The sequence below is a fragment of the Mycobacterium parascrofulaceum ATCC BAA-614 genome, from assembly GCF_000164135.1.
Taxonomy (GTDB): Bacteria; Actinomycetota; Actinomycetes; order Mycobacteriales; family Mycobacteriaceae; genus Mycobacterium; species Mycobacterium parascrofulaceum.
In genome coordinates this window covers 125,770-150,796 of sequence record NZ_GG770554.1, presented here as the reverse complement: position 1 = coordinate 150,796, position 25,027 = coordinate 125,770, and the positions used below count along the sequence as shown (strand labels likewise).

Sequence of the window (25,027 nt, the reverse complement as noted above, 5' to 3'; positions counted from 1 at the left end):
GTGGGTCTGTCAAGGCCGTGACGGGTTCGGGGACGGGGTCCCAGACGCTGGCCAGGGGGCTGACGGCGCTGCAAATGATCGCCGACTCCCCCGGTGGGCTCACCGTGCAACAGCTCGCCGACCAAGTCGGGGTGCATCGCACCATCGCCTATCGACTGCTGACGACGCTGGCGGAGTTTCGACTGGTCGCCAAGGGGGAGGACGGCCGCTACCGGCCCGCGTCGGGGCTGGCCGTGCTCGGCGCGTCGTTCGACCGCAACGTGCGCCAGGTCAGTCTTCCGACGCTGCGGGCGCTGGCCGACGAGCTCGGCAGCACGGTGTCGCTGCTCGTCGCCGAGGGCGACCAGCAGGTGGCCATCGCTGTGATCGTGCCGAGCCACGTGGCCTACCAGCTGTCCTTTCACGAGGGCAGTCGATACCCGCTGACCCGCGGCGCCGCGGGCATCGCCCTGCTCGCGAGCATGCCGCCGCGCCCGGGGGAACGAGACCTGGTCACCCGCGCACGGGAACGCGGCTGGGTGACCACGTACGGGGAGATCGAGCCGAACACCTACGGCCTCGCCGTCGCGGTGCACCGCCCGGCCCCGTCCCCGCCCACCTGCATCAACCTCATCTCGCACCGCGAAGACGTGGTGATGCGCGGAAAAGACGCGGTCGTCAAAGCCGCGAAGCAGTTGTCCGAGCTGCTGAGCTGAAGGGATATCAATCCATGTCGTGGGACATGCAAGTCGACGTAGTTGTGCTCGGCAGTGGTGGCGCCGGGCTCACCGCCGCCCTCGCCGCGGCAGCGGCCGGGGCCGCGGTGGAGGTCTTCGAGAAGGCGCCGACCGTCGGCGGGACCACCGCCGTGTCGGGCGGCGTCGTCTGGATTCCCGCCCACAACCGTTCCGGCGACGGCGAATTGACGCCCGCCGACGCGTTGCGTTACCTGCGCGCGCAGTCCCTCGGGTCGATGGACGACGAGCTGGTCGACACCTTCGTGCACACCGGTCCGGCGATGCTGGACTTCGTCGAGGCGCACAGTGGTCTGCGCTTCGAGGTCGCCACCGGCTTCCCCGACTACCGACCGGAGCTGCCGGGCGGACAGCCTGGCGGAGGCCGCTCACTGAGCGCGGGTCCGTTCGACCTGAACCAGATCGGCGAGTGGGGCAAGCGGATCACCTCGTTTCCCGCCGACTGGTCCAACGTCGGTATCGACGCCGAAACCAGGGCGCGCCTGCACGTGACGATCGACCAAGGCAGCGACCTCTGCGTCGCCGGCACGGCGTTGATCGCTGGCCTGCTCAAGGGATTGCTCGACGCCGGGATCACACCGCACACCGACGCCCGGGCCCAAGAGCTCATCGCCGAGAACGGAGAAATCGTCGGAGTGCGCATCGCGTTGGCCGGGCGAACGATCAACGTGCGCGCGCGCCGCGGGGTCGTCCTCGGTGTGGGTGGCTTCGAGTGGGATCCGGGTCTGGTGCAGGCATTTCTGCGCGGCCCGATGCACGGCGCGGTGTCCCCGCCCAACAACACCGGGGACGGCCTGCGGATGGCGATGGCGCACGGAGCGGACCTGGCCAACATGGGCGAGGCCTGGTGGGTGCCGATCGTCCAGATCCCCGGCGACACCATCGAAGGCAAGCCACGCAGCCGCAGCGTACGGCTGGAACGGACGCGGCCGCGGAGCATCATCGTCAACTCGGCCGGGCGCCGCTTCGTCAACGAGGCGTGCGACTACAACTCCATGGCCGGCGCATTTCACTACCTCGATCCCCGCGGCGGGTACGTCAACGACCGCGGGTGGATGGTCTTCGACTCAATTCACCTGCAGCGCTATGGATTCCTGGGCATCGAACCCGGGCAGCCCGTTCCGGACTGGTTCTGCGAGTCGGCGGACCTCGCCGAGCTGGCGGCCAAGGCCGGGATCGACGCGGCCGGGCTGATGGCCACCGTCGAGGCGTGGAACCGCCACGTGGCCGCCGGCGCCGATCCCGACTTCGGGCGCGGCTCGAGCGCCTACGACGGCTACTGGGGCGACGACAGCGCGACCACGCTCGCAGGCAAGACCCTCGGCCCGATCGACACCGCGCCCTACTACGCGGTGCCGGTGTCGATCGGCGCGATGGGCACCAAGGGCGGGCCGCGCACCGACCGCGACGGGCGCGTGCTGCACGTCGGCGGGGAACCCATACCGGGCCTGTTCGCCGCCGGCAACGCGATGGGCGGCGCCACGGGACGGGCCTACGGCGGCGCCGGCGGAACGCTGGGCCCCGCAATGGTTTTCGGCTACCGTGCCGGATACGCGGCCGCCACCGGGAAATCCGTGGACCTGAAGTAGCGGGCCATCTGCTCGCCGCGCGATCAGCTGGCGGCGGCCGATTCCCCCGCGGTCAGGCACTCTTCCGCAGGCCAGCCCAGCTGTTCCCACATCGATAACTTGTTCCACTCTTTGATGAATTCGACGAGCTTCCCGTCCCGCACCTGGAAGAGGGCGGCCGCCGACCAACGGGCCGTTCGGCCGGTCGGCTGAATATCCCCGTGCGGTTTCCCTCGGTGTGCCCCCTCGGCCGTGTAGCGCAAGCAAACCCGATCCGCGTCGGCGAACAGTACGTCGAAGCTGACGATGTGCAGGTCGTTCACCTGCTCCATGAGCCGGCCGTGGTCTTCGGCGTACGCCTCGAGCGTGTGGATGCCGGGGAACGTGGTGGGAGCGATGAAACGGTTGTTCGGGGCGCACAGGTGCGACACGGCCTGCGCGCTGGCGCGGCCGGGGGCGTAGGAGATCTCCATGTACTCGCGGACGAGGTCGATGTTGGGTTGCATCCCATGGGCTTACCCACAAGATCGTGATCTATTTCGCGATCGGCAGCTCGACGCAGATGTGGGTTCCCACCGGGCTGTCGAGCATGACGAGCGTCCCGCCGGCGGCCTCCACGCGCGTCCGGTGTGACGCCAATCCGATGTGTCCCTCGCCCAGGCGGCGCGCCACGGTCTCGTCGTTGAATCCCACACCATCGTCGACCACATGCAAGACGCAGGTGCCGTCGGTGATCCCGAGCATGATCGAGGCGCTGCGGGCCCGGGAATGTTGCACGACGTTGGACAACAACTCGCGCACCACACCGAACACCACCGGATCGATGTCCCCACGAGTCGGGTAGTCGATGTCGGTCGTGATCTCGATGCCCGATCGCGGGGCGGCGAATGTGGCCAACTGCTGGACCGCGGCCGCGAGGCCGACCTGCTCGAGGACGGCCGGATGCAACTCGAACGTCGCCTGCCGCAGTCGTTCCGACGCCGTCTGGAGACCGGACAGCGCGCGCCCTATTCGGTCGTCATCGGGCAGCGCCGCGCCGAGCTCGACGAGTTCTTGACGCACCGCCAAGATGTCCTGCAGCGGCCCGTCGTGAATGGATTCCGAGATTCGCCGCTGCTCGACGTCGGACGCGGCCATCGTCTGGGCGAGCAATTCTTCGCGCAGTGCGCTGAGTCCGGCCACCGACCGGGCATGCCGCTCCTCGACACGAACGGCGACAAACGCTGTGACACACAAGAACGCGTACAGCAGGAACCGGAAAGTGGCCTCGGTGGCGCCGATCTTGCCGACCATCTCCGGATCCTCGAGCACCGCAATCGCGAACCCCGCCATCGAAAAGATCAGCACCACGGCCGCTCGCCGCGACGAAACGTCGAGCCCGATCAGGATCGGCAGCGCCGTCATGATGAGCAACGGATGCAGCCCGTTGGTCGACAACACTTGGAAGACCGTCAGCACGATAACGTCGATGACGGTGAACGCGAACGGCTCCAGGCCGCCGACGGCGGCCAGGCGGCCCCGTCCGAGCCATCGCCGGGTCCGCGAAAAAGCGAGCGCCAGAGCGCACATCGCCACCATGGCATACGCGACGATCAACACGCTTTGCTGGGGCCACTCGGAGCGGCGGGTGTCGGTGAGCATCGCAGCGATCATCAAGGCCACGACACCGATCCGGAGCAGTGACGCGAGCCGATACGAGCGCAGCTGATGAAGCCTGCGCACCCGCGCCAGTTCCGCGTCACTAGCGACCGCCACGCGAACACAGTACTCATCCCCGGCGGTTCCGCCGGGGCAACTCCCACCGGGCCGCATCAGCGTTTCCGCAGATTGCCGCCGGCGCTTTGCGGGCTAGACTCATCGCCATGGCCAGCCCAGCGACGCCGGAAAAGGTGCGGGTGGTAGTTGGCGACGATCACCCCCTGTTTCGTGAAGGCGTCGTGCGCGCCCTGTCGTCCAGCGGCTCGGTCACCGTGATCGGCGAGGCCGACGACGGCGCGGCGGCGCTGGAGCTGATCAAGGAACGCGTGCCGGACGTCGCTTTGCTCGACTACCGGATGCCCGGCATGGACGGTGGGCAGGTCGCGGCGGCGGTGCGGAGTCAGGAGCTGCCGACCCGGGCGCTGCTCATTTCGGCGCATGACGAGCCCGCCATCGTGTACCAGGCGCTGCAGCAGGGCGCCGCCGGGTTCGTGCTGAAGGACTCGACGCGCAGCGAGATCGTCAAGGCCGTGCTGGACTGCGCGCAAGGGCGCGACGTGGTGGCGCCGGCGCTCGTCGGAGGCCTCACCGCGGAGATCCGTCATCGGGCAGCACCGACCGGCCCCGTGCTCAGCGCGCGAGAACGAGAGGTGCTCAACGTGGCGCCGTCGACGGTCAAGACCCACGTCCAACGCCTCTACGAGAAGCTGGGCGTCAGCGATCGCGCGGCCGCGGTGGCCGAGGCGATGCGGCAAGGTCTGCTCAGCTAGCGGCCGCCGGGTGGCCGGGCTCGCTGACCGGCGCCGGCCCCTCGGAGCGCAGCAGCGCGTTGGCGACGGCCGCAGCCTCGGCCACCAGGTGGCGGGCCCGACGTTCCACCTCGTAGAGGTGGCCGGCGCTCACGCCGGCGCGGGTCAGCCGTCGCCTGGCGAAGACCAACGGGTCGACCCCTGCGGGGTGATTGGTGCGGTAGGTGACGGCCTCCACCATGGTGGGGCCCTCACCCACACTAGCGCGCCGCACCGCCCGGGTGACCGAGTCATGAACTGCCTCAACGTCTTTGCCGTCAGCCGAGAGCACCGGTAATCCGTGCCGCTCACGAGGGCCCCGGCGCACACCCGAACCGTCGCGGATGTTTTCCACGACGAACACCACCGGAAGCCGCCACGACAGCGCGATGGATGCGGCCGACTTGAACTCGGCGGAGTCCACAGCATCGGTTCCGACCACGCACAGCGTGACCCCGCCCGCACCGGCCAGCCGCTGCGCGTAGGCGTCGCCGAGCGCGAACAGGATCGACTTCCGCAGCGGGTCCGACGTCGCGAAGATTTGCTTCCATTCCGTGGCGAACGGGCTTTCCTGTGCATCGGCGACGGCGGCCCTGCTCGGCGCGATCATTTCGGCGATGGCCGGGCCCAACGGAAGGACACGGCCGACCTGCCTGGCGTGCTCGAAATGGCGGATCGCGGTGCTCATGACGTCGCCGGGCCGAAGCGCGGCGACGGCGCCGACAGCCAGGGCCTCTTGGCCGAATGCGGCCACCATGGGGCCGTCGAGCAGACCGTCGATGCGCGACTCTTCCAGCGCCATGTCAAGCAGCCGCAGGACCCACATCCGGCGGTACAGCTCCAGCTGCTCGCCAACGTTTGCGGCCGGCAGTTCGGGTGTGCGAGCCATGTGCCAGGTCTCCTAACTCGTCGCGAGATCGTGCCGTTCAGCACGAGATCAACCTAAGGAGATTCGCCCGGCCCGACCTCCGCCGATCGGTCCGCGAACGGGATGAATGACCGTTCCCCCAATCGGGGGACAACGGCGCCGCTAGTCCTGCTCGCCGATGGTCGGCGAAAGCAGGTGCTCGGCCGCCGAGTAGGGGTCCTGGTCACCGTCGACGACCGCTTCGGCGAGCCGATCGAGGTCCGGCCTGCTGCGCAGCCGGGTCTGCGCGAGCGACAGGATCTGGGCTCGCGCGCGGGCCAGTCGGCGGGCACGACTGTCGGCGCGGTGATGGTCCTCGATGGCGGCCATCAGCTCGGTGACCCCTTCGCCGCGGTCGGCGACGAGGCTGACGATCGGGGCGTCGGTTTCGGCCCGCAGGTCCCGCACGGTCTGTTGGGCGCCGTCGCGGTCGGCCTTGTTCACCACCACGATGTCGGCCACCTCGAGCACCCCCGCCTTGGCGGCCTGAACCGCGTCGCCCGCACCCGGATTGAGGATGACGACGGTGGGATCGGCAACCGCGGCGATCTCGATCTCGGACTGCCCCACCCCCACCGTCTCCAGCAGGACGACGCGGTAGCCGATGGCGCCGAGCAGCCGGATGGCGGCGGGGACGGCGGCGGCCAGTCCCCCCAGATGGCCGCGGGTCGCCACCGACCTGATCAGCACGTCGGAGTCGTTGATATGCGCGGCCATTCGTATCCGATCACCCAGCAGCGCGCCGCCGCTGAAGGGTGACGACGGGTCCACGGCCAAGACCGCCACCCGGGACCCGCGCTTCCGGTAGGCGCCGACCAGGGCGGCGATCGTCGTCGACTTGCCCGCCCCCGGCGGCCCGGTGACGCCCACGACGGCCACCGGACCGGGTTCGATGCTCGCCAGCACCTCGTCGCGGCGCTCGCCCTCGACCAGGGAAAGGAGCCGGCCCGCCGCACGCGGAGATCCGTTGCGAGCGCTCGCGAGCAGATCGGCGATCTCCATTTAGGGGGCCGGAACCTCGATCACCGTCGCAACCCCCATGCCGCCGCCCGCGCACATGGCAGCGACGCCGATTCCGCCACCGCGGCGGCGCAATTCGTAGACGAGCGTCACCAGCATCCGGGCGCCGGTCGCTGCGACCGGGTGCCCCAATGAGCAGCCGCTGCCGCTCACATTGACCGTGTCCGGGTCCAGATCGAGCAGCTTGACGGTCGCCACGCACATGGCGGCGAAGGCCTCGTTGATCTCGAACAGGTCCACGTCCGGCAACGAAAGACCAGCTCGGTCAAGGGCTTTGGGGATCGCGCGCACCGGCGCCAACCCGGTGACGGCGGGATCGACGCCGACGGAGGCCCAGGACCGCACGGTGGCCAGCGCCGGCAGCCCAAGCTGGTCACTCGCGATTGTCAGCACGGCGGCACCGTCGTTGGCGCCGCAGGCATTGCCCGCGGTGATGGAGAAGCCCTCGATTTCGGGGTGCAGCGGCTTGAGCGCGGCCAGCTTCTCCATGGTGGTGTCGCGACGCGGGTGTTCGTCGACCGCGAACAGCCCGTGCGGCGTCTCGATCGGCACGATCTCTTCTTTGAAGCGACCCTCGTCGATCGCGGCGATGGCGTTGCGATGGGACCGCAGCGCCCACGCGTCCATCTCCTCGCGGCTCACACCGGCCTCGACCGCGGCGTTCCAGCCGACGGTGATCGACATATCCATGTTCGGCGCCTCGGGACTGTCCGGGTGCGTCGGGGGGAACCAGTCGACCCATTCGCCGTCCACCTGCATCCGCGACCGGGGCGACGTGGAGGCGGAATTGACGCCACCGGCGATGACGAGCCGGTCCATCCCGGCGCGCACGCTTGCCGCCGCGCTCTGCACCGCCGCCTGGCCGGCCGCGCAGTGGCGATTATTGGCCAAGCCGGGCACCTCGGTCAGGCCGGCGGTGATCGCCGCATGGCGCGCGACGACGCCGCCGCCGTAAAGTCCCTCGCCCAGGATCACATCGTCCACCTGCGCCGGGTCCAGGTCCCTGGCCGCCTCACTCACCACGTGATGCGCCAGGTCGAAGGCGCTGGTGTCGCGCAAGGTGCCCTTTCGGGCGGTGCCAATCGGGGTGCGCAGGGCGGACACGATGACGGCTTCGGGCACGGGTCTTCTCCACTTCGGCGAGCGTGGCGGGGTACCGGTGAGCCCCCGCAAGTGATGAGAACACTATTCTCTCATTCTGAGAGTCAGCGTTGCAAGGAGAGCTGGATTCGCGAGCAGTCGCAAAATCGCATATACCGGCATCGCAAGGCGCGAGTTTGCGTCTGCTCGCCAAGTTTGGGAGGGCCATGGAGGGCACCATCGCGGTCCCGGGCGGCAACGTGTGGTTCAAGCGCATCGGCGGCGGCGCGGGCCTTCCCCTGCTGGTGGTGCACGGCGGGCCCGGTCTGCCGCATAGCTACCTGCGCTCGTTGGAACGGCTGGGCGACGAGCGGGAGGTCGTCTTCTGGGATCAGCTGGGCTGCGGCGCTTCGGAGCGCCCGTCCGACCGCGAACTGTGGACCATGCAGCGGTCGGTCGCCGAAATGGACGCCGTGGTAACGGGTCTTGGCCTCGACCGGTTCCACGTCTTCGGAAACTCGTGGGGCGGGATGCTGGCGCAGCAGTACGCGCTCGACGTGACGTCCGGGGCAGTCAGCCTGATCATCTCGAACAGCATCGCGTCCATACCGCAGTTTTCGGAGATGGTGGCCCGCCTGAAAGGCGAACTCGATCCGGCGACGCAATCGGCCATCGACCGCCACGAAGCCGCCGGGACGACGCACACCGCCGAATACCAGGACGCGATCCGGACCTGGAACGAAACCTACCTGTGTCGCGTGCGGCCCTGGCCACCAGAGCTTTTGGCGGCCTTCGCCGCTATGGGGACCGAGATCTTCGAGACCATGTTCGGGCCGAGCGACTTTCACATCGTCGGGACGATCCGCGACTGGGACGTGTTCGACCGGCTAGCCGAAATCGCGCTGCCCACCCTCATCCTCGCCGGCAGGTTCGACGAATGCGTGCCCGAACACATGTGGGCCATGCACCGGCGCATCCCCGGGTCGCGGTTCGAGTTCTTCGAATCGAGCGCCCACATGCCGTTCATCGAGGAGCCCGACAAGTTCGACCGGGTGATGCGCGACTTCCTGCGGCCGCACGACTGATCGCGAACCCGGCCTCCTTGCCCGCCGGGCTCAGTTCTTGCCCTCCGCCAGCTTGGTGACGATCGACCGGAAGTCGTCGGTCGTGAACGACTGGTGTTCGGCCGAGAGGGCATAGTCCAGGCTGGCGAGCACGGCGCGCTCCAGATGGATGTTGAGCACCCGCTTGGTACTCTCGACGGCCTGCTGGGGCAGCTCCAAAATCTTTGCGGCGCAGGCCATCGCCTCCGCGACCGGGTCGGCCGCCACGTGGTTGGCCAATCCGAGTTCCACGGCCCGCCCGGCTTTGATTCGGGTGCCGGTCAGCGCGTATTCCTTGGCCAGCAGCAGGCTGATGTGCAGCGGCCAGGTCAGCGGACCACCGTCGGCGGCCACCAAACCCACCTGCACGTGCGGGTCGGCCAGGTAGGCGTCTTCGGCGATGTAGACGATGTCGCTGAGCGCGACCAGGCTGCAGCCGAGCCCGACCGCGGGCCCATTCACCGCCGCCACCACAGGAATTCGACACCGGGCCATGCCCAGCACGATCTCGCGGCCGTCCCGAATGGTCTTGGCGCGCAGATCGGCGTCTTCGGACAACTCCTTGAGGTACGCGAAGTCGCCGCCCGCCGAAAATGCCCGCCCGGCGCCGGTGATGACGGCGGCGCGGGCGGTGGGATCATCGGTCAGCCGCTGCCATAGCCGGGCGAGCCCGACGTGCAGGTTGTCGTTGACCGAATTGAGCGAGTCCGGCCGGTTCAGGGTGATGATCCGCAGCGCGCCGTCGGCACGGACGTCGATCTCGTCGGGCATGTCATACATGTCAGACCCCCAATCCCAGGATTCGTGAAGCGATGATGTTCTTCTGTATCTGTGATGTCCCGCCCATCACGCTCTGCGCGCGGCTGTACAGGTAGGCGCCGAGCAAATCCGGATCGCGGGTCCCGGTGACCGCCAGTGCGGCGTGCCCGACAGACTGTTCGACCCAGGTCATCAGCAGCTTGTCGAGCGACCCCTCGGGGCCGTGCGAGACGCCGTCGAGTTGTTCGGACAGCCGCCGCCGGACGTGGTGGGTCAGCATCTCGGACTGGACCGCCGCCCACGCGAGCTCTTCGGACACCGGTCCCCCGACATCGCGGCTGCGCGCGTACAGGCTTCGCACCAGCTTGCCGTATCGGGCCGCGTAGCCGAGCGTGGACGGTTCACGCTCATGCCCGACGACGGTCATGGCGACCGCCCAGCCGTCGCCGGGCGCCCCGACCATCCGGTCCGCCGGTATCTTCGCGTCGTCGAAGAACACCTGACCGAATTCGTTGGTCACCCCGTTGATCATGCGCAGCGGGCGCTGTTGCACGCCGGGCTGTTTCATCTCCAGGACGAACGCCGACAGCCCGCGGTGACGCTTGGCCGCGGGGTCGGTGCGCGCCAGCAACAGGCACCAGTCCGCCACATCGGAGTAGCTGGTCCAGATCTTGTGCCCGTTCACCACATAGGTGTCGCCCTCGAGGCGGGCGGTGGTGGTCAGCGAGGCGAGATCCGAACCCGCCCCGGGCTCACTGAAGCCCTGGCACCATCGCTCGGTGCCGTTGATGATGCCCGGCAGGAACCGTTGGCGCACTTTGTCGTTGGCGTGCCGGCCGATTCCGTAGATCAGGTAGCCGACGCTGGGACGCGGTGGGGCCCCGGCCCGGGCGAGCTCCTCGTCGACGATGACGTCATACACCGGCGGCAGCTCCTGCCCGCCGTACTCGCGGGGGAACGACAGCCCGAAGAATCCCTCGCGATACAGGGCCTGGTGCCATTGGGCTTGGCGGGCCCAGTACTCGTCGCCGGATCCGGAGAATTCTCCCGCGTGCACGGCGAGCCAGGACCGGAGCCGCTCGCGAAAGGCGGCTTCGTCCGGTGAGTCACGAAAGTCCAAGATCGATCTCCTTCAACGCGACGGGCCACAGTTCGGCCGATATCAGGGCGCGGCGCAGATAGACGTGCACGAGGCAGTCCCAGGTGTTGCCGATACCGCCGTGCACCTGAATGGCCGTCTCGCAGACGGTTCGCGCCGCGCGGGCGCAGTAGAGCTTGGCGACTTGCGCGGCACGGATGGCCTCGGCGGGCGGCAGCTCGTCGACCGCCCACGCGGCATGCCGGGACACGCTGATCGAACCTTCGATCAGCGCAAGGCTTTCGGCGAGCAGGTGCGCGATGGCTTGGTAGGACCCGATCTGTTTCCCGTACTGTTCGCGGATCTTGGCGTAGTCGACCGCGACGGCGTGCGCGCCGCGGGCGATCCCCACCAGGTCCGCGGTCGTGGCGACCAGCGCGAGCGCGCGCCATTGCACCGCGAAGGCGGAGGAGACTTCGCCCAGTGTCACCGGCGTTCCCGCAACCTTCGCATCGGCCCGGGTCAAATCCGGGCCGTCGGTCAGGTCCCGCACCTCGTCGGCGAGAACCTTGCCGTCCGAAAGGCTCAGGGCCCGCCGGGCGCCCCGCGCGTCGACGGCGCGACCGTCGACCGCGATCGTCGAGCCCGCGCCGTCCGCGCCGACGTGACGCGTCAGGTCGTCGGCGAGCACCGGACCCAGGAACGGGCTGTCGACCAGTCGGCGCCCGAACTCCTCGGCGACGATGGCGACTTCGACGCCCGATGCCCCGTCGGAGCGCAGCGACCGCCAGCCCGTCGCCGCGATCTGCTTGTCCAGTCGCGCAATTCGGCTCCGGTCGTCGAGGTCCTGGACCGCCGCGGGCCCAAGATCGTCGGCCAGTTTGGCGGCGGCGTCGCGCAACTGGTGTTGTTCAGCTGTCAGACGTACGTCCATAGCGCTCCTTCAGCACTCGGCGCAATACCTTGCCCGAGGGCAGGCGGGGAATGTCGGGCACGAACACGACCCGGCTCACGTGCTTGTAAGAAGCCAGCCGCTGATCGACTTGGGCGGTCAGCTCACCGGCGTCGACGGGTGCGCAGGTGGCGACCGCGGCGACGACCGCTTCCCCGTTGATGCCGTCGGGTACGCCGAACACCGCGCAGTCCTTGACGGCCGGGTGACCGTGCAGCACCGTCTCGATTTCGGCGGGCGCGACCTGAAAGCCGCGCACTTTGATCATCTCCTTGAGGCGATCGGTGATGCGCAGCCAGCCGCCGGCGTCGACCCAGCCGACGTCACCGGTCCGGTACCAGCCATCGCGGATCACCTCGGCGGTGGCTTCGCCGGGCAGGTAGCCGGCCATCAGGGACGTAGACCGGGCCTGGATCTCGCCGACCTCACCCGCCGAAACCGGCTCCCCCGTCTCCAGCGAGACCACCCTCAGGTCGACGCCCGGCACCGGAGGTCCGACGGCGTCCAACCGGGCGCCCTCGATCGGATTGCACGCAATGACGGGCAATTCCGTGGTTCCGTAGGCCGGGACCCAGCCGACGCCGGTGCGCCGGGTGACCGTCTCCGCGACGCGGGCGCTGACCGGCGTCGCCCCCCACATGATGTAGCGCAGCGAGGACAGGTCGTAGGACTCGAGCGTCGGGTGCGAGGCGAGGGCCAGCGCGATGGGTGCGACCGCCATTTCGACTGTGATGCGGTCGTTTCCGATGTGATACAGCATTCGGTCCACGTCGAAGCGGGGATGCAGCCGCACGGACGCCCCGGTGCGCAGGGCCGTGAGGATGTTGAGCAGACCGAGGATGTGCGATGGCGGCGTGGCAATTTGGATCCGGTCGCGCGGGGTCAGCCGCAGCGCTTCGCGCCAATGCCGGACGGCCTCGCCCAGCGTCGCGTGCGTGTGGCGGACGGCCTTCGGCAGGCCGGTGGTGCCGGAACTGAACACCAGCACCGCGTCGGACCGCGGCGAGGGCGTCGCGGTCACGGGCCGCCCGGGGCCGACGGGCTCGTCGAGGTGCAACATGGGCATCATGCCTGCCAGCACCGGGTGGTCCCCGACGGCGTGGGCGGGTTGCGTCAGCGCGAGCGCGTGGTCGACCTCGTCGCGTTTCCATGCCGGGCTGATGAGCACCGCCGTTGCCGCCAGCCGCCAGATGCCCAGCACGGCGGCGGCGAATTCCGGCCGGGTGGACGCCATCACCGCGACACGCTGACCTGCTGTGACACCGTTGCCGGCCAGCGTCGCGGCCCAGCCGTCGGCGAGTGCGTCGAGTTCGGGCAGGCGCAATCGCCGTTCCTCGAACACGACCGCAGCCGGCTCGGTCACGGTCCGTCCTTCCCTGACAGGCCGGGCCGACCTGACATCCACGCAAGCTTGAGAAGATCCTATCGCTCTGTGAGAATAGTATTCTCTATAGTGAAGAATGCAAATACGGGAGGGCGGTCGAGGTGACAGTCGCCCGAAGCATCGAGGAGACCCCACGGGTGACAGATCCGTCAAACGGCTCCGGGGCGGGCACGGTGACCATTCACATGGACCGCAAGAAGGTCTCGGTGCCGATGGTCCCCGGCGAGACGTTGTTGCAGAGCGCGCGGCGGGCCGGCCTGGAACCGCCGTTCAGCTGCGAGGCCGGCAACTGCGGCACCTGCATGGCCAAGCTCGAGGAAGGCCGCGTGACCATGCGGGTGAATGACGCTCTCGACGATGACGAGGTCGCCGAGGGCTACATTCTGACCTGCCAGGGCGTGCCCGACACCGAATCGGTCACGGTGCGCTACGAATAGCGGCCCCGAAGAGAGGTGGCGTCAATGGCCAAGGGAATCATGTTCGTCGAAAGCCGACCCAGTTCGCCGGAACGCGAACAGGAATACAACACCTGGTACGACGACGTACACATACCGGAACTGCTGGCGCTCGACGGAATCGTCGCCGCGCGCCGGCTGCGCCCGGTTGACGGGCAGGGCCCGTATGTCGCCATCTACGAGCTCGAGGGCGACGACCTGCGGGCCATCCTGGACAACATGATCGCCAACGCCGGACAGCTGCACATGTCCGACGCCCTGCAGCTGGATCCCGCTCCCATCCCCCGACTGTTCGAGACGACCAGCGAGCGCGTCGGCTCATGAATGTCGACGACCTGATCCTGGTGAGCATCGACGACCACGTGGTCGAGCCGCCGGACATGTTCCTGCGCCACGTCCCCGCCAAATACAAGGCGGAGGCACCGGTCGTCGTCGTCGACGACAAGGGCGTCGACCAGTGGATGTACCAGGGCAGGCCCCAGGGCGTCAGCGGACTCAACGCCGTGGTGTCGTGGCCGGCCGAGGAATGGGGCCGCGACCCGGCCGGTTTCGCCGAGATGCGCCCGGGCGTCTACGACGTCCACGAACGCGTTCGGGACATGAACCGCAACGGCATCCTGGCGTCGATGTGCTTCCCCACCTTCACCGGCTTCTCCGCGCGGCACCTCAACATGACGCGCGAAGATGTCACTCTGGTGATGGTGTCGGCCTACAACGACTGGCACATCGACGAATGGGCCGGGTCCTACCCGGACCGCTTCATCCCGATCGCCATCCTGCCGACCTGGACCCCCGAGGGCATGTGCGCCGAGATCCGCCGGGTCGCGGCCAAGGGCTGCCGGGCGGTCACGATGCCGGAATTGCCTCACCTGGAAGGGCTTCCGAGCTACCACGACGACGACTACTGGGGTCCGGTCTTTCGCACGCTGTCCGAGCAGAACGTGGTGATGTGCCTGCACATCGGCACCGGGTTCGGGGCGATCAGCATGGCCCCCGACGCGCCGATCGACAACCTGATCATCCTGGCCACCCAGGTCTCGGCCATGTGCGCCCAAGACCTGCTGTGGGGCCCCGCCATGCGCAACTACCCCGACCTGAGGTTCGCCTTCTCCGAAGGCGGCATCGGCTGGATCCCGTTCTACCTCGACCGCAGCGACCGCCACTACACCAACCAGAAGTGGCTGCGCCGCGACTTCGGGAACAAGCTGCCCAGCGAGGTCTTCCGCGAACACTCGCTGGCCTGCTACGTCACCGACAAGACCTCGTTGAAACTGCGCCACGAGATCGGCATCGACATCATCGCCTGGGAGTGCGACTACCCGCACTCGGATTGCTTCTGGCCGGACGCACCCGAGCGGGTGCTGGCCGAGTTGAACGCCGCCGGCGCCGACGACTCCGACATCAACAAGATCACCTGGGGCAACGCCTGCCGGTTCTTCAGCTGGGACCCGTTCGCGCGGACGGACCGCGAGCGGGCGACCGTGAAAGCCCTGCGCGCCAACGCCGTCGACGTGGATGTGTCGATCCGGTCGCGCGCCGAGTGGGCGCGGCTCTATCAGGAGAGGCAGCTCGCCGAGCTGCCCTAGCGTGCGGTGCGTCGAGTGCGCGGCCGGCCGCACATTCGGCAGCGGGTGTGCGGCTGGCCGCACACCCACGCGGCGGCGGCCTTAAGAGTTCAGGGCAACGGCGCGCTCCCGGGCGGAGGTGCCAGGCCCCAGGTCCGGAAGGCCATGGCCAACATCGTGTAGGTGCCGACCACGAAGATCAACTCCATCGCCGCGTGGGTGTCGAGCGCGGCGACCAGATGCTCCCATGTCTCGGCTTGCACGCGGCCGTCGGCGAGCATCTCGTCGGTTGCCGCGAGGACCAGCAGGTCAACGCCGGAGAACCCCTCGTTGCCCTCGGCGAGCCTCGTGATGTCCTCCTGCGGCACACCGCTTTCGACGGCGACTTTGGTGTGCTCGCCCCAGAAGAAGGCCGAGCGCCGGGTCTTGGCGACACGCAGGATCGCCAATTCGCGCAGGCGCGGCGACAGTTCGCCGCGCCGCAGCAGAAAGCCGTTGAAGGTCAGGAAGGCCCGGGCCATTTCGGGGTGGCGGGCAAGCAGGCCGATGATGTCGAACTTCAACGGGTCCATGGCGTGTCCCGAGCCGGCGCGAGGCACCTTTTCACCCGGAATGCCCAGCAGCACACCGAAGGCCGCATACTCGGCGTCCCCCCATTGGTCGGCGGTCAGGGGGGTCAGCGTCTGCCGCGGGGTGCTGTCGTCGTCGGTCATGTTCTCCGTCCTCCGTTGACGCCGATGACTTGTCCTGTGATGTAGGACGATTCGTCCTGACATAGGAATACCGCCGCGTTGGCGATGTCCTCCGGCCGGCCGGCCCGGCGCACCGGCGTGATGCTGGCGAAGTGCTCCAAGCTGGCCGTAAACCTGCCTTCGGCGATCGCCTTCTCCAGCATCGGCGTCACCACCATGCCGGGTGGGATCGTGTTGACGGTGATGCCTTTTGGACCGAGCTCCAGCGCCAGACTCTTGGTCAACCCGATCACTCCCGCCTTGGAACTGACGTACGCGGCCATGCGCGCCTGACCACCCTGGGCGCTGGACGACGAGATGTTGACGATACGGCCCCAACCGGCGTCGAGCATGTCCGGCAGCAGCGCCTGTGTGCAGATGAACGGGCCCCGCAGGTTCACCGCCATGACGCGGTCCCACTGCTCGTCGGTGATCTCGGCGAACTTGCCGAACTGCTCGATGCCGGCGTTGTTCACCAGGATCAGCACCGGGCCCAGTTCGGAGCGCACCTGCGCCACCGCGGACTCGACCTGCGCGCGGTCCGACACGTCGAGAACATAACCGCTGACGGTGGCGCCGTTTTCGCTCAGCCGAGCCACTTGGGTCCGCACCGCTTCGGCGGCGATGTCGAACATCGCGACCTTGGTGCCGCGCGCGGCGAGCGCCTCGGTGATGGCCAGGCCCAGTCCCATCGCCCCGCCGGTCACGATGGCGGTGGTCCCCTGAAACGGCATCCGAGCTACTCGAATCGGATGTGTAGCCGGCTGAGCCCCCGCAAGATGAACGTGGGCAGGTATCGGTAGTGGCGGTCGCCGGGCGGACCGTGCCTATCCTCGTCGATGCGAATGTCGCTGGTGCGGGCGAGCATTCGCTCCAGGCTGACCCGCGCCTCGGTGCGCGCCAGCGGCGCGCCCGGGCAGGCATGCGGGCCGCGGCCGAACGCGACATGGCTGCGCGCATTGGGACGGTGGATGTCGAAGGTATCGGGCTCGGGAAACTTGCGAGGGTCGCGGTTGAGCGCGGCGTTGACGAGCATCACCGTGGTGCCCGCCGGAAGATCGACCCCGCCCACGCTCACCGGACACTTGGACAGCCGGAAGTCACCGCGCACCGGGCTCTCGTAACGCAACGTCTCCTCGATGAAATCGGGGATGAGTTCGCGGTTGGCGCGCAGTTTGCCTTGCAATTGCGGGCTTTCGGCGAGCATCAGCACGGCGGCACTGAGCAGGCGCACCGTCGTCTCCTGCCCCGCGGCGAACAGATTGGCCGCCACGCGCACCGCGTCGATGACCTCGGGCCTGCTGCCGTCCGGGAACGTGGCTGACGCGACCCCGGTGAGCACGTCGCCGCGCGGATTGCGCCGCCTGTCCTCGATGTAAGCGGTGAACTTGCCATACAGGTATTCCAGCGGCGAATGACGCATGGTGTCACCTTCGCTGCTCCCGATGGTGCCCGCCTCGCTGAGCAGCGCGGAACGAAATTCCTCGTGATCCGACTCGGGCACGCCCAGCAGGTCGGCGATCACCAGCATCGCGAACGGCGATGCGAAATCCCCGATGAATTCGCACCCTTCACCGCTCAGCGCGACGTCCAGCTGCCGATCGGCCAGGCGCCACATGAACTCTTCGTTTTCCTTGAGCCGCTTGGGGGTGATCATCCGGGACAGCAAGGCGCGGTGGGCGGTGTGCTCCGGTGGATCGAAGGTCGGCAACTGGTCGTTGAACGGTAGCTCCCCGCGCCGCGCCGCGATCAGATCGGTGATGTCGTCACCGTGGTGGTCCAGCGCCACGGGGAAGCCCGGGAACGGCCCGGTCACCGAGATGCATGAGGAGAACCTCTTGGTGTCGTTGTAGATTGCGACACCTTCGTCGTAACCGGTGACCATCACGACGTCATGGTGCGGCTCGCGCCGCAGCGGGCATTCCCCGCGCAAGGCGGCGAGATAGTCGTACGGATCCGCGAGCAGCTCGTTGTCGGTGAAGAAGTCCCTGGTGTCGATGTCGTCGGCCTTCACTGCGGCAGTTCCACTCCCTCAAAGCTTTTGAGCATTTCCGGCTGTGGCGGCGTCATCTGCAGGTAGAGGTCGATGTGGCGGATCTTGCCGTCCTCGGCGAAGTCGTATACCGACAGCGAGTTGACCACGCTGCGGAAATCGCCCACCTCGCTGCGCTCTTCCAGCTCGAGGAACACGCGGCCGCCGGCGTCGGTGATGTGTTTGAACGAGCACTCCCATTGCGACGAGGTGGCCCACTGGGTGAGGAACTCGACATAGTCCGGCCACCTCATCACCTCTTTGAAGGCGCCGACGCGCTCGAACTCGCCGACGGCGACCAACTCGGCCAGCGGCCCCCAGCTGTCCACCGAGAAGCCGGGCTTCTTCGCCGCGTCGACCAGACGTTTGGTGGTGTCGCAGTACTGCAGCACTGTGCGCGCGCGGCCGGTGTGCGAGCCGATGACATCCTCGACCTTGTGCAGCAACGTCATACCGACACCCCGGCATTCGCCAGGCAGCGTTCGAGCGCCTCGACGTACTCTCCGGTGCCGTGGAACGGGCCATGTACCCCGATGGCCACGTCCAGGAACGCGTTGTATTCGTCGTTCACATGGGTCTCCCAGCGCGTCAACTCCCCCGCATCGTTGGTCTCGATGAAACTGTAGGAGTAGAAGCCCATCCGGACGCCGTCCTTGGTGTGGCCTTCCCACCGGGTCTTCATGACGACACCGTTCTCGGCCGGCCAGTACTTGAAGTCGGCGGGCTTCCAGTCCGGGAAGGTCAGCGAGTAGGCCTTGGCCTCCATCGTCGAGGCGCGTGCGGTGTCCTCGGGGAACTCACTGAACTTGAACACCTGATCGCCGGTGAAATATGGCGAGACGTAGATGCCGTCCTCGGCGAATTTCCAAGCGTCGGCGAATGCTTCGCCGTCCTGCACTCCCTGGCGCAGGTAGGCGTCGCGGTAGGCCTCGGCCATGCGGCGGTGGTGGGCGATGCGTTCGTCGATATTCATTGGATCTCTTTCCGGCTCATGCACCGTTGGCCATGTAGCGGTCCACCACGGAGTGGTAGTGGCCGATGACGACTTCCTCTTTGACCAGCGACATGTGGTCGAGCCTGCTGTTGCGCAGACCGAGCTGCTGGCGAGGCATCTGCTCGTAATCCTGTTGCAGCGCTTCGAAGTACTTGTAACTGCCCGGCTCGTCCACTTCGGTCAGCGGAACCCGGAACGCGTCGCGGTGTTCCGGCGGCAGGTACATGTAGCTGCTGACGTGCCAGATGCAGCGGTTCGGGTCGCCGTCCGGATGGGGCGCCGCCATGATGACGTGACACTCGCCGGCACGGATCGTCATGAAGTAGTTGGGGAACAACACCCAGCCCTGGTTGTCGCTCATCTGGTCGTCGGTGAGGCCACTGACGTCCAGGCCCATGCCGGTCAGGGTGTCGCGGGTGGCCCGCTGCAGCAGCTTGCGTGCGGTCACGCCCTCGGGGAACTGGACCGCGCCGTCCGGCGACTGATACTCGGCGAGAAGTTCCTGGAATCGCGGGATGACCGCGACCGTCGAGGGGAAGGTGTCCGGCAGGTTCAGGATGCCCTCGATCTGCTTCTCCGCACTGGCGCCTTTGACTTCGAACGGGGCCACCGCGACGCTGTGGTTTTCGAAGAACCGGTACCGGGCCGTCGTCGGGTCGATCACGAGCACGGTGAGCAGTTGCGGGTGGATGCCGTTGATGTGATAGCCCTCCTCGAAGGCGTCCATGACGACTTTCCAGTTGCAGTCCAAGGGTTCTCGGACGTTCATCACGGTGACCATGTCGTCGAGGTGGTACGGGGTGAGCAGTTCGATGACGTCGGGGCCGAGGAAGTCGCGCAGGGGCTGCGCGTTGGGGTCGGGGTTGAGGAAGATGAATCCGGCGAAGGTGTCGACTGGCACTTCCAGGAGCGAGTTCTCGCCCTTGTCGATCGGGCCGGCGAGGTTTTCCCGCAGCATCCCGCGCAGCTTGCCGTCCAGGTCGTATGACCAGAGGTGGTACTGGCACAGGAAGCCGCGCTTGGCGTTCCCGGCGGCCGCATTGCACAGGATGTTGCCGCGATGGCGGCAGGCATTGACGAATCCGCGGAGCTTCTGGTCCTTCCCCCGCACGATCACGAACGATTGATCCAGAATGCGGTATTGCTTCCAGTCGCCGACGTTCGGCAGCTCGTCGACGCGGCCGGCGATCTGCCACACCCGCATCCAGATGCGCTCGCGCTCGCGCTCCGCGTATTCGCGCGAGGTGTAGCGGTCGGTCGTGATCTGCATGTTGAAGGAGTCGAGGTCTTGTTGGTCGAGGCCCAGCCCGGCGTCCCGCTCCACCCACTGTCCCGGTTGTGTCACTTGGCTCATGCCGATCTCCTGATCGTGGTGATAGTCGGACGCGAGCGGACATCGCATCCGCTTCGTGTGACGGGAGTCACCATATACATCTATGTATTAGATATACAAGGATGTATTAAAGTGGTTCATGTCACATTGAACCCGCGTCCCGCCAGGCCACGAGAGCAGCCCCCCGAGATGCTCTGGGAAAGGGGTGGAGAGCGGATCAATGTGCCTGCGCGACGGGCCAATTCGATGGATTAACACGGGTCCCGGGACGGGCTGCGATGTGGGAGGATGGGCCGGTGGCGGAACGGTGGACCAGGGAGCGGCGCCTCGAGCACACGCGCGGCCTCTTGCTGGACGCCGCCGAGGAAATCTTCGCGCGCAAGGGCCTGAGCGGGGCCGCACTCGAGGACATCGCGGACGCGGCCGGGTACACCCGCGGCGCGATCTACTCCCACTTCGGCGCCAAGGAAGAGTTGTTCCTAGCGGTGACCGACCGCCAACGACAACGGTTCCTCGACGGCTTCACCGAGATCATTCAGTCGTTCCATCGGCTCGTCGACATCGACATCGACGAACTCGCCGATCGGTGGAGCCAAGCGAGCAACGACCCGAACCGAGCCGCACTCAACTATGAGCTCACGTTGTTTTTGCTGCGCAGCCCGGAGGCCCGCGACAGGCTGGCCGCGCAGCGGATGGAGACGATTCGCTCACTGGCCGAATTCATCGCCAAAAACGTGGCGAGACTGGGGGCGTCGCTCACCATGCCGGCCGATGAGCTGGCCCGCGTCATCCTTGCCGTCAACGACGGGGTCACGCTCGGCAGCCAACTCGACGGAGTCAACCTTTACCGCCCGTACCTGCAACTGGTGGTGTCGGCCGTCGTGCCCGCCGGCGATGCGCCCTAATCAATGCGCGGCGAGCACCGGGCCCAGCTCTTCGAGATGGCCGACGCCGGCGCCGAATTCACCGCCGATCGGCGGGAGCAGTGCAACGTGGTCGGCACCGGCGACCAGGTGCGCGCGCACCTTGGCCGCCACACCCGTCGAATCACCGTAGGCCACAAGCGCATCGACCAACCGGTCGCTCACCTCGTCGAGGTCGCGGGCCGAGTAGCCCAGCTCCGCAAGCCCGGACGCGTAGGCCCCAACGGCGAGCCGCGCGGACACCGCCGCCCGCGCGGCCTCGATGTCCGGGACCACCGATAGCCCGACGGCCAGAAGCTTGTCCGGTCCGAGCGCCCGCCGGGCGCGGGCGGTGAACTCCGGAGGCATGCCGGCCGGAAACGCCCCGTTCGCACGATCGCCCGCCAACCCGAGCATTTTCGGGCCGTTGGCGGCGACGATCCTGGCGTACGCCACGTCGGGCGCCGGCGGCCACGTCGGGCTGTCCATCCGGTCGAGGTAGTCGCGCATCGTCGCCAGTGGCCTGCCGAACGTCTGGCCCACCGCGGCCGCCTGCTCCGGATAGCCCACGCCGAGCCCGAGCACGATCCTGTCCGGATACGCCTGCGCCAGTTGGGCGGCTGCGGCATGCATGGTCTGAGCGGGCCGGGCCCAGATATTGGCGATGCAGGTGCCAAACACCATTCGCCTGCTGCCGGCCAGCAGCATGGCGAGTTGCACGAGGGCGTCTTTGCCGAGGACCTCGTTGGTCCACGCGGTCCGGTACCCGGCCCGCTCCAGGCGGTCGACCGCCTCGCGTTGCAGGTGGATGGACGGCGCACTGGTGAACGAGACCGGCAGGCAGGCCCCCACCGGCCCCAGCGCCCTTCGGGCGGCGTCGACCACAGCGTCAGCCACGTCGTCACTCACCGGCCGAAGTAATGGCCGGCGTCGAGATCCTCGAGCAGTCCGGCGCGTTCGGGTTGCCAGTCGAGCGCCTTCTGCGTCAACGCACTCGACGTCGGGTTGTCCAAGGCGGCGAAGAGTGCGAGAAAGCCGAAATGGCCCGCCTCTTCGGCCGGAATGCTCACCGCCGGCACGCCCACGTGGCGCCCGATCACCACGGCGATGTCGCGGAACGGTACCCCCTCGTCGGCCACCCCGTGCAAACGCGTTCCGGCGGAGGCTTTTTCGAGAGCGAGGCGGTAAAGGTGGGCGGCGTCGAGCGTGTGGATCGCGGGCCAGCGGTTGGCACCGTCACCGATGTAGCCGGACACGCCCGTCTCGCGCGCGGTGTTGATCAGGTGGTGCGCGAAGCCATGGTGGTCCAAGTGGCTGTGCACCAACGGGGACAGCCGGACGACGGACGACCGCACGCCGCGCTCCGCCAGCGCGATCACCGCGTTCTCCGAGTCGACTCGTGGCCCCCCGGCGAGCGTGTCCTCTTCGGTGGCATATCCGTTGCGCCCCATGAGGGATAACAGCAGGGTCCCCGACGTGCTGACGAAGGGCCGGCCGGACCCGACGAGCGCCTCCCCGATGGCCCGCACGGCGCGCAGGTCGGCATCGGCGGCGCCCGCGAAGTCGTCGAAGTCGTGTTTGAAGGCGAGGTGGACGACGCCGTCCGACGCCGCGGCGGCTGCGCGCAGGCCGTCGAGGTCGTCGAGGTCTCCGCGGCGCACCCGGACACCCTTGGCCACCAGAGCGGCGGCCGATTCGTCGGAGCGGGCCAGCCCGGTGACCTGATGCCCCGCGCGCATGAGTTCGTCGACCACGGCCGAACCGATGTGTCCGCTCGCGCCCGTCACAAAGACATCCATGGCATTCCCCTTCGTCGTGTGCCTATTCGCGACTTCCAGTCAACGGACCCGGCGGCCGGACTGTCCAAGACCCGTTTCAGATGGCGCGATACCGAATCGACATGACCGCACTTCGCGCACCACTTCGAGGCGGACAAGTGTCGCCTGCGCCGTTACACTTCCCGCATGACCGAATCGGTATCGCCCGTCGACCTCGATCTGCGGCTGGTCGGATATTTCGTCGTGGTTGCGGAACACCGGCACTTCGGTCGCGCCGCGAGCGCGCTGCGGATCGCGCAGCCGTCGCTGAGCCGCCAGATCCGCCGCCTCGAGCAGCAGCTGGGCGTCCGGTTGCTGGATCGCACGCCCCAGGGCACTCGGCTCACCGAGGCGGGGGAGGTGTTCCTGCCGCGGGCCAAGGCGCTGCTGCGCTCGGCCGCGCAAGCCACCGCCCAGGCCCGCGCGGCGGCCCAGCCGAGCCGGATCACGATCGGGTACACGACGGGCATGATCGTCACCCCCGCGGTGCGCGAGATGCGCCGCGAGCACCCCGACGCCGAAGTGCAAGTCACGCACCTGGATTGGGATCGGGCCCTGGACGCGTTGCTCGGCCATCAGGTGGACGCGGTGGTGACCCGGCTGCCGTTTCCCACCGACGGGCTGCACGTGACGATCCTCTACGACGAGCCCCGGGCGCTGGCCATGTCGGTCGAACACCGGCTCGCGGGCCGGGAATTCGTCACGCTCGACGACATCGCCGACGAACCGATGCCCCGGGTCCGCGACTCCGACACGGCGTGGAGCGCCTTCTGGCGCATCGATCCCCGGCCCGACGGACGCCGCGCGCCCGATGGACCGTTCATCAACGCGCTCGAGGACAAATTCGAGCTGATCGCCTCCGGGCAGGCGGTCGCCGTCGTGCCCGATTTACGCGTCAACACCCTGCGGCCAGACATCACCACCGTCCCGTTGCGGGGCGTCGATCCCTGCCACGTGGTGCTCGCCGCGCGCGCCGGTGACCGGAGCCGGTTGGTGGCAGCGTTCCGCAAGCTCGCCGAGGCGCACCTCACGGGCTCGCCGTTCTGAGGCCGGGCGGGCCCGACGTTCGCGAGTGTGCGGCCAGCCGCACATTCGGGCGGTTCGGCAGCTACTCGCTCAGGTCCGGCGGCGGGCGGTACTCCGGCTGGTAGCCCGCGACGTGGATGGGGCTCCCGACGAGCCGGAAATCCCCCGCGGTGACGACGGCTTCCGGGGTCGCGTCGAGCGCCTCGGGCAGCGACCGGACCGCCGCCGCCGGCACCCCCAGCGGACGCAATCGCCGTTCCCACCCGGCGGCGGTGTCGGTCGCCAGCATGTCCGTGACCACCGCGAGCACCTCGTCGCGGCGGCTGACCCGCTCGGCCATCGTCTCGAAGCCCCCGATGCCCGCCTCGGCCGCGAAGGATTTCCAGAAGCCGTCATGGGTGATGAACAACGCCAGGTACCCGTCGGCGGTCGGGAAGAGCTGCGCGGGAACGTAATACGAATGGGCGCCATGCGGGCGGCGCTGCGGCTGGACGCCGTCGTTGAGGTAGGCGGAGGCGTGGTAATTCAGCTGCGACAGCATCACGTCGCGCAGCGACACGTCCACCTGCCCGCCGGTGCCGGAGATGATCTTCGCCAGCAGCCCGAGCGCCGCGCTCATTCCGGTGGAGTTGTCGGCCGACGAATACCCGGGCAGCGTCGGCGGACCGTCCGGATCGCCGGTCAGAGCGGCGATGCCGTACCCGGCCTGCACCACGTAGTCGAAGGCCGGGTCGTCGCCGCCGTGCAGGCCGAACCCGGTGATCGCCACGCACACGATCCGGTCGTTGTGCGCACGCAACCGCTCATAGGTCAAGCCCAGCCGGCGGATCGCCGACGGCTTCAAATTTACCAGCAGGGCATGCGATTCCGCGACCAATCCACCGAGGCGGCGCTGTCCGGCGTCGGAGTTGAGGTCGAGGCAGACGCTCGACTTGTTGCGGTTCAGGCTCGCGAAATAGCTCGCCCCGACGCTGCGGGAGATCTCGCCACCGCGCGGCTCGATCTTGGTCACCTCGGCGCCCAGATCGGCGAGCAGCATGGTCGCGTACGGACCGGCCAGCATGGTGCCGACCTCGAGGATGCGGATGCCCGCGAGCGGCC

At 68.1% G+C, this 25,027-nt stretch carries 27 protein-coding genes; 9 read left to right on the top strand and 18 right to left on the bottom strand.

Annotated elements, in window-relative coordinates; translation table 11 throughout:
• The first annotated feature begins 17 nt into the window (after positions 1 to 17).
• The gene (locus tag HMPREF0591_RS10655; RefSeq protein ID WP_007168539.1) at positions 18 to 695 is read left to right on the top strand and encodes an IclR family transcriptional regulator; all 678 of its coding nucleotides are present in this window, start codon (positions 18 to 20) and stop codon (positions 693 to 695) included.
• 14 nt (positions 696 to 709) lie between these two features.
• Positions 710 to 2,323 carry an FAD-dependent oxidoreductase gene (locus HMPREF0591_RS10650; protein ID WP_007168538.1) on the top strand — a complete coding sequence of 538 codons (1,614 nt, stop codon included), beginning with the start codon at positions 710 to 712 and terminating at the stop codon, positions 2,321 to 2,323.
• A gap of 23 nt (positions 2,324 to 2,346) precedes the next feature.
• On the opposite strand, the gene HMPREF0591_RS30300 is transcribed toward HMPREF0591_RS10650, so the two are convergent.
• Together HMPREF0591_RS30300 and HMPREF0591_RS10640 are read right to left on the bottom strand one after the other, a co-directional pair.
• Entirely contained in the window at positions 2,347 to 2,808 is a 462-nt protein-coding gene (locus tag HMPREF0591_RS30300) for an ester cyclase (protein WP_007168537.1), read from the bottom strand.
• 28 nt (positions 2,809 to 2,836) lie between these two features.
• The gene (locus HMPREF0591_RS10640; protein WP_007168536.1) at positions 2,837 to 4,057 is read right to left on the bottom strand and encodes a sensor histidine kinase; all 1,221 of its coding nucleotides are present in this window, start codon (positions 4,055 to 4,057) and stop codon (positions 2,837 to 2,839) included.
• Positions 4,058 to 4,164: 107 nt separating this feature from the next.
• Between HMPREF0591_RS10640 and HMPREF0591_RS10635 the strand changes: the two genes are divergently transcribed.
• Positions 4,165 to 4,770: a response regulator transcription factor gene (locus HMPREF0591_RS10635; protein ID WP_007168535.1), complete on the top strand. Its 606-nt coding sequence runs from the start codon at positions 4,165 to 4,167 to the stop codon at positions 4,768 to 4,770.
• Here the strand turns inward: HMPREF0591_RS10635 and HMPREF0591_RS10630 are convergent.
• The 3 genes from HMPREF0591_RS10630 to HMPREF0591_RS10620 all read right to left on the bottom strand — a co-directional run bounded on the left by HMPREF0591_RS10630 (position 4,763) and on the right by HMPREF0591_RS10620 (position 7,837).
• Entirely contained in the window at positions 4,763 to 5,677 is a 915-nt protein-coding gene (locus HMPREF0591_RS10630; protein WP_007168534.1) for a thiamine pyrophosphate-dependent enzyme, read from the bottom strand. The genes HMPREF0591_RS10635 and HMPREF0591_RS10630 overlap by 8 nt on opposite strands.
• A gap of 141 nt (positions 5,678 to 5,818) precedes the next feature.
• Entirely contained in the window at positions 5,819 to 6,697 is an 879-nt protein-coding gene (gene meaB, locus HMPREF0591_RS10625) for a methylmalonyl Co-A mutase-associated GTPase MeaB (protein ID WP_007168533.1), read from the bottom strand.
• Entirely contained in the window at positions 6,698 to 7,837 is a 1,140-nt protein-coding gene (locus HMPREF0591_RS10620; RefSeq protein WP_007168532.1) for a thiolase family protein, read from the bottom strand. It lies immediately after the preceding gene.
• A gap of 185 nt (positions 7,838 to 8,022) precedes the next feature.
• On the opposite strand from HMPREF0591_RS10620, the gene HMPREF0591_RS10615 reads away from it, so the two are divergent.
• Positions 8,023 to 8,880 (top strand): proline iminopeptidase-family hydrolase, encoded by an 858-nt coding sequence (locus HMPREF0591_RS10615; protein ID WP_007168531.1) that lies wholly within the window; start codon positions 8,023 to 8,025, stop codon positions 8,878 to 8,880.
• A gap of 30 nt (positions 8,881 to 8,910) precedes the next feature.
• On the opposite strand, the gene HMPREF0591_RS10610 is transcribed toward HMPREF0591_RS10615, so the two are convergent.
• The 4 genes from HMPREF0591_RS10610 to HMPREF0591_RS10595 are packed head-to-tail and all read right to left on the bottom strand — an operon-like array spanning position 8,911 to position 13,050.
• Positions 8,911 to 9,678: an enoyl-CoA hydratase/isomerase family protein gene (locus tag HMPREF0591_RS10610; protein ID WP_007168530.1), complete on the bottom strand. Its 768-nt coding sequence runs from the start codon at positions 9,676 to 9,678 to the stop codon at positions 8,911 to 8,913.
• Position 9,679: 1 nt separating this feature from the next.
• Entirely contained in the window at positions 9,680 to 10,777 is a 1,098-nt protein-coding gene (locus tag HMPREF0591_RS10605) for an acyl-CoA dehydrogenase family protein (protein ID WP_007168529.1), read from the bottom strand.
• Positions 10,764 to 11,669, bottom strand: a complete 906-nt coding sequence (locus HMPREF0591_RS10600) for an acyl-CoA dehydrogenase family protein (RefSeq protein ID WP_007168528.1) — start codon at positions 11,667 to 11,669, stop codon at positions 10,764 to 10,766. The genes HMPREF0591_RS10605 and HMPREF0591_RS10600 overlap by 14 nt, the downstream gene beginning before the upstream one ends.
• Complete coding sequence (locus HMPREF0591_RS10595; RefSeq protein WP_007168527.1) at positions 11,647 to 13,050, bottom strand: class I adenylate-forming enzyme family protein; 1,404 nt, start codon at positions 13,048 to 13,050, stop codon at positions 11,647 to 11,649. The genes HMPREF0591_RS10600 and HMPREF0591_RS10595 overlap by 23 nt, the downstream gene beginning before the upstream one ends.
• A 122-nt stretch (positions 13,051 to 13,172) precedes the next feature.
• Here HMPREF0591_RS10595 and HMPREF0591_RS10590 point away from each other — a divergent pair, with 122 nt between their 5' ends.
• From HMPREF0591_RS10590 to HMPREF0591_RS10580, 3 genes are read left to right on the top strand one after another with little or no spacing between them, the layout of a single operon-like run.
• Positions 13,173 to 13,508, top strand: coding sequence for a 2Fe-2S iron-sulfur cluster-binding protein (locus tag HMPREF0591_RS10590; RefSeq protein WP_040622315.1), 336 nt, complete (start codon positions 13,173 to 13,175; stop codon positions 13,506 to 13,508).
• A gap of 24 nt (positions 13,509 to 13,532) precedes the next feature.
• A complete protein-coding gene (locus tag HMPREF0591_RS10585; protein ID WP_007168525.1) occupies positions 13,533 to 13,850 on the top strand; it encodes a DUF4286 family protein in 318 nt (105 codons plus the stop codon).
• Positions 13,847 to 15,112, top strand: a complete 1,266-nt coding sequence (locus HMPREF0591_RS10580) for an amidohydrolase family protein (RefSeq protein WP_007168524.1) — start codon at positions 13,847 to 13,849, stop codon at positions 15,110 to 15,112. Before HMPREF0591_RS10585 ends, HMPREF0591_RS10580 begins: the two co-directional genes overlap by 4 nt.
• Positions 15,113 to 15,201: 89 nt before the next feature.
• On the opposite strand, the gene HMPREF0591_RS10575 is transcribed toward HMPREF0591_RS10580, so the two are convergent.
• The 6 genes from HMPREF0591_RS10575 to HMPREF0591_RS10550 are packed head-to-tail and all read right to left on the bottom strand — an operon-like array spanning position 15,202 to position 20,202.
• On the bottom strand, positions 15,202 to 15,804 hold the full coding sequence (locus HMPREF0591_RS10575) for a carboxymuconolactone decarboxylase family protein (protein WP_007168523.1): 603 nt from the start codon (positions 15,802 to 15,804) through the stop codon (positions 15,202 to 15,204).
• Positions 15,801 to 16,556 carry an SDR family NAD(P)-dependent oxidoreductase gene (locus tag HMPREF0591_RS10570; protein WP_007168522.1) on the bottom strand — a complete coding sequence of 252 codons (756 nt, stop codon included), beginning with the start codon at positions 16,554 to 16,556 and terminating at the stop codon, positions 15,801 to 15,803. The genes HMPREF0591_RS10575 and HMPREF0591_RS10570 overlap by 4 nt, the downstream gene beginning before the upstream one ends.
• Positions 16,557 to 16,561: 5 nt before the next feature.
• Complete coding sequence (locus HMPREF0591_RS10565; protein WP_007168521.1) at positions 16,562 to 17,836, bottom strand: cytochrome P450; 1,275 nt, start codon at positions 17,834 to 17,836, stop codon at positions 16,562 to 16,564.
• Positions 17,833 to 18,306 (bottom strand): hypothetical protein, encoded by a 474-nt coding sequence (locus tag HMPREF0591_RS10560; protein ID WP_007168520.1) that lies wholly within the window; start codon positions 18,304 to 18,306, stop codon positions 17,833 to 17,835. The genes HMPREF0591_RS10565 and HMPREF0591_RS10560 overlap by 4 nt, the downstream gene beginning before the upstream one ends.
• On the bottom strand, positions 18,303 to 18,827 hold the full coding sequence (locus HMPREF0591_RS10555; protein ID WP_007168519.1) for a hypothetical protein: 525 nt from the start codon (positions 18,825 to 18,827) through the stop codon (positions 18,303 to 18,305). Before HMPREF0591_RS10555 ends, HMPREF0591_RS10560 begins: the two co-directional genes overlap by 4 nt.
• 16 nt (positions 18,828 to 18,843) lie before the next feature.
• The gene (locus HMPREF0591_RS10550; RefSeq protein ID WP_040622652.1) at positions 18,844 to 20,202 is read right to left on the bottom strand and encodes an aromatic ring-hydroxylating oxygenase subunit alpha; all 1,359 of its coding nucleotides are present in this window, start codon (positions 20,200 to 20,202) and stop codon (positions 18,844 to 18,846) included.
• A 275-nt stretch (positions 20,203 to 20,477) separates the two neighbouring features.
• Here HMPREF0591_RS10550 and HMPREF0591_RS10545 point away from each other — a divergent pair, with 275 nt between their 5' ends.
• Positions 20,478 to 21,086, top strand: a complete 609-nt coding sequence (locus HMPREF0591_RS10545; protein ID WP_040622650.1) for a TetR/AcrR family transcriptional regulator — start codon at positions 20,478 to 20,480, stop codon at positions 21,084 to 21,086.
• Here HMPREF0591_RS10545 and HMPREF0591_RS10540 read toward each other — a convergent pair whose 3' ends face one another.
• Positions 21,087 to 21,968 (bottom strand): TIGR03620 family F420-dependent LLM class oxidoreductase, encoded by an 882-nt coding sequence (locus HMPREF0591_RS10540; protein ID WP_040622648.1) that lies wholly within the window; start codon positions 21,966 to 21,968, stop codon positions 21,087 to 21,089.
• Positions 21,969 to 21,988: 20 nt separating this feature from the next.
• A complete protein-coding gene (locus tag HMPREF0591_RS10535) occupies positions 21,989 to 22,882 on the bottom strand; it encodes an SDR family oxidoreductase (protein WP_007168515.1) in 894 nt (297 codons plus the stop codon).
• 165 nt (positions 22,883 to 23,047) lie between these two features.
• On the opposite strand from HMPREF0591_RS10535, the gene HMPREF0591_RS10530 reads away from it, so the two are divergent.
• Positions 23,048 to 23,947 carry a LysR family transcriptional regulator gene (locus HMPREF0591_RS10530; protein ID WP_007168514.1) on the top strand — a complete coding sequence of 300 codons (900 nt, stop codon included), beginning with the start codon at positions 23,048 to 23,050 and terminating at the stop codon, positions 23,945 to 23,947.
• 61 nt (positions 23,948 to 24,008) lie between these two features.
• Here HMPREF0591_RS10530 and HMPREF0591_RS10525 read toward each other — a convergent pair whose 3' ends face one another.
• Complete coding sequence (locus HMPREF0591_RS10525; protein ID WP_244268907.1) at positions 24,009 to 24,989, bottom strand: CaiB/BaiF CoA transferase family protein; 981 nt, start codon at positions 24,987 to 24,989, stop codon at positions 24,009 to 24,011.
• Positions 24,990 to 25,027: the final 38 nt, after the last annotated feature.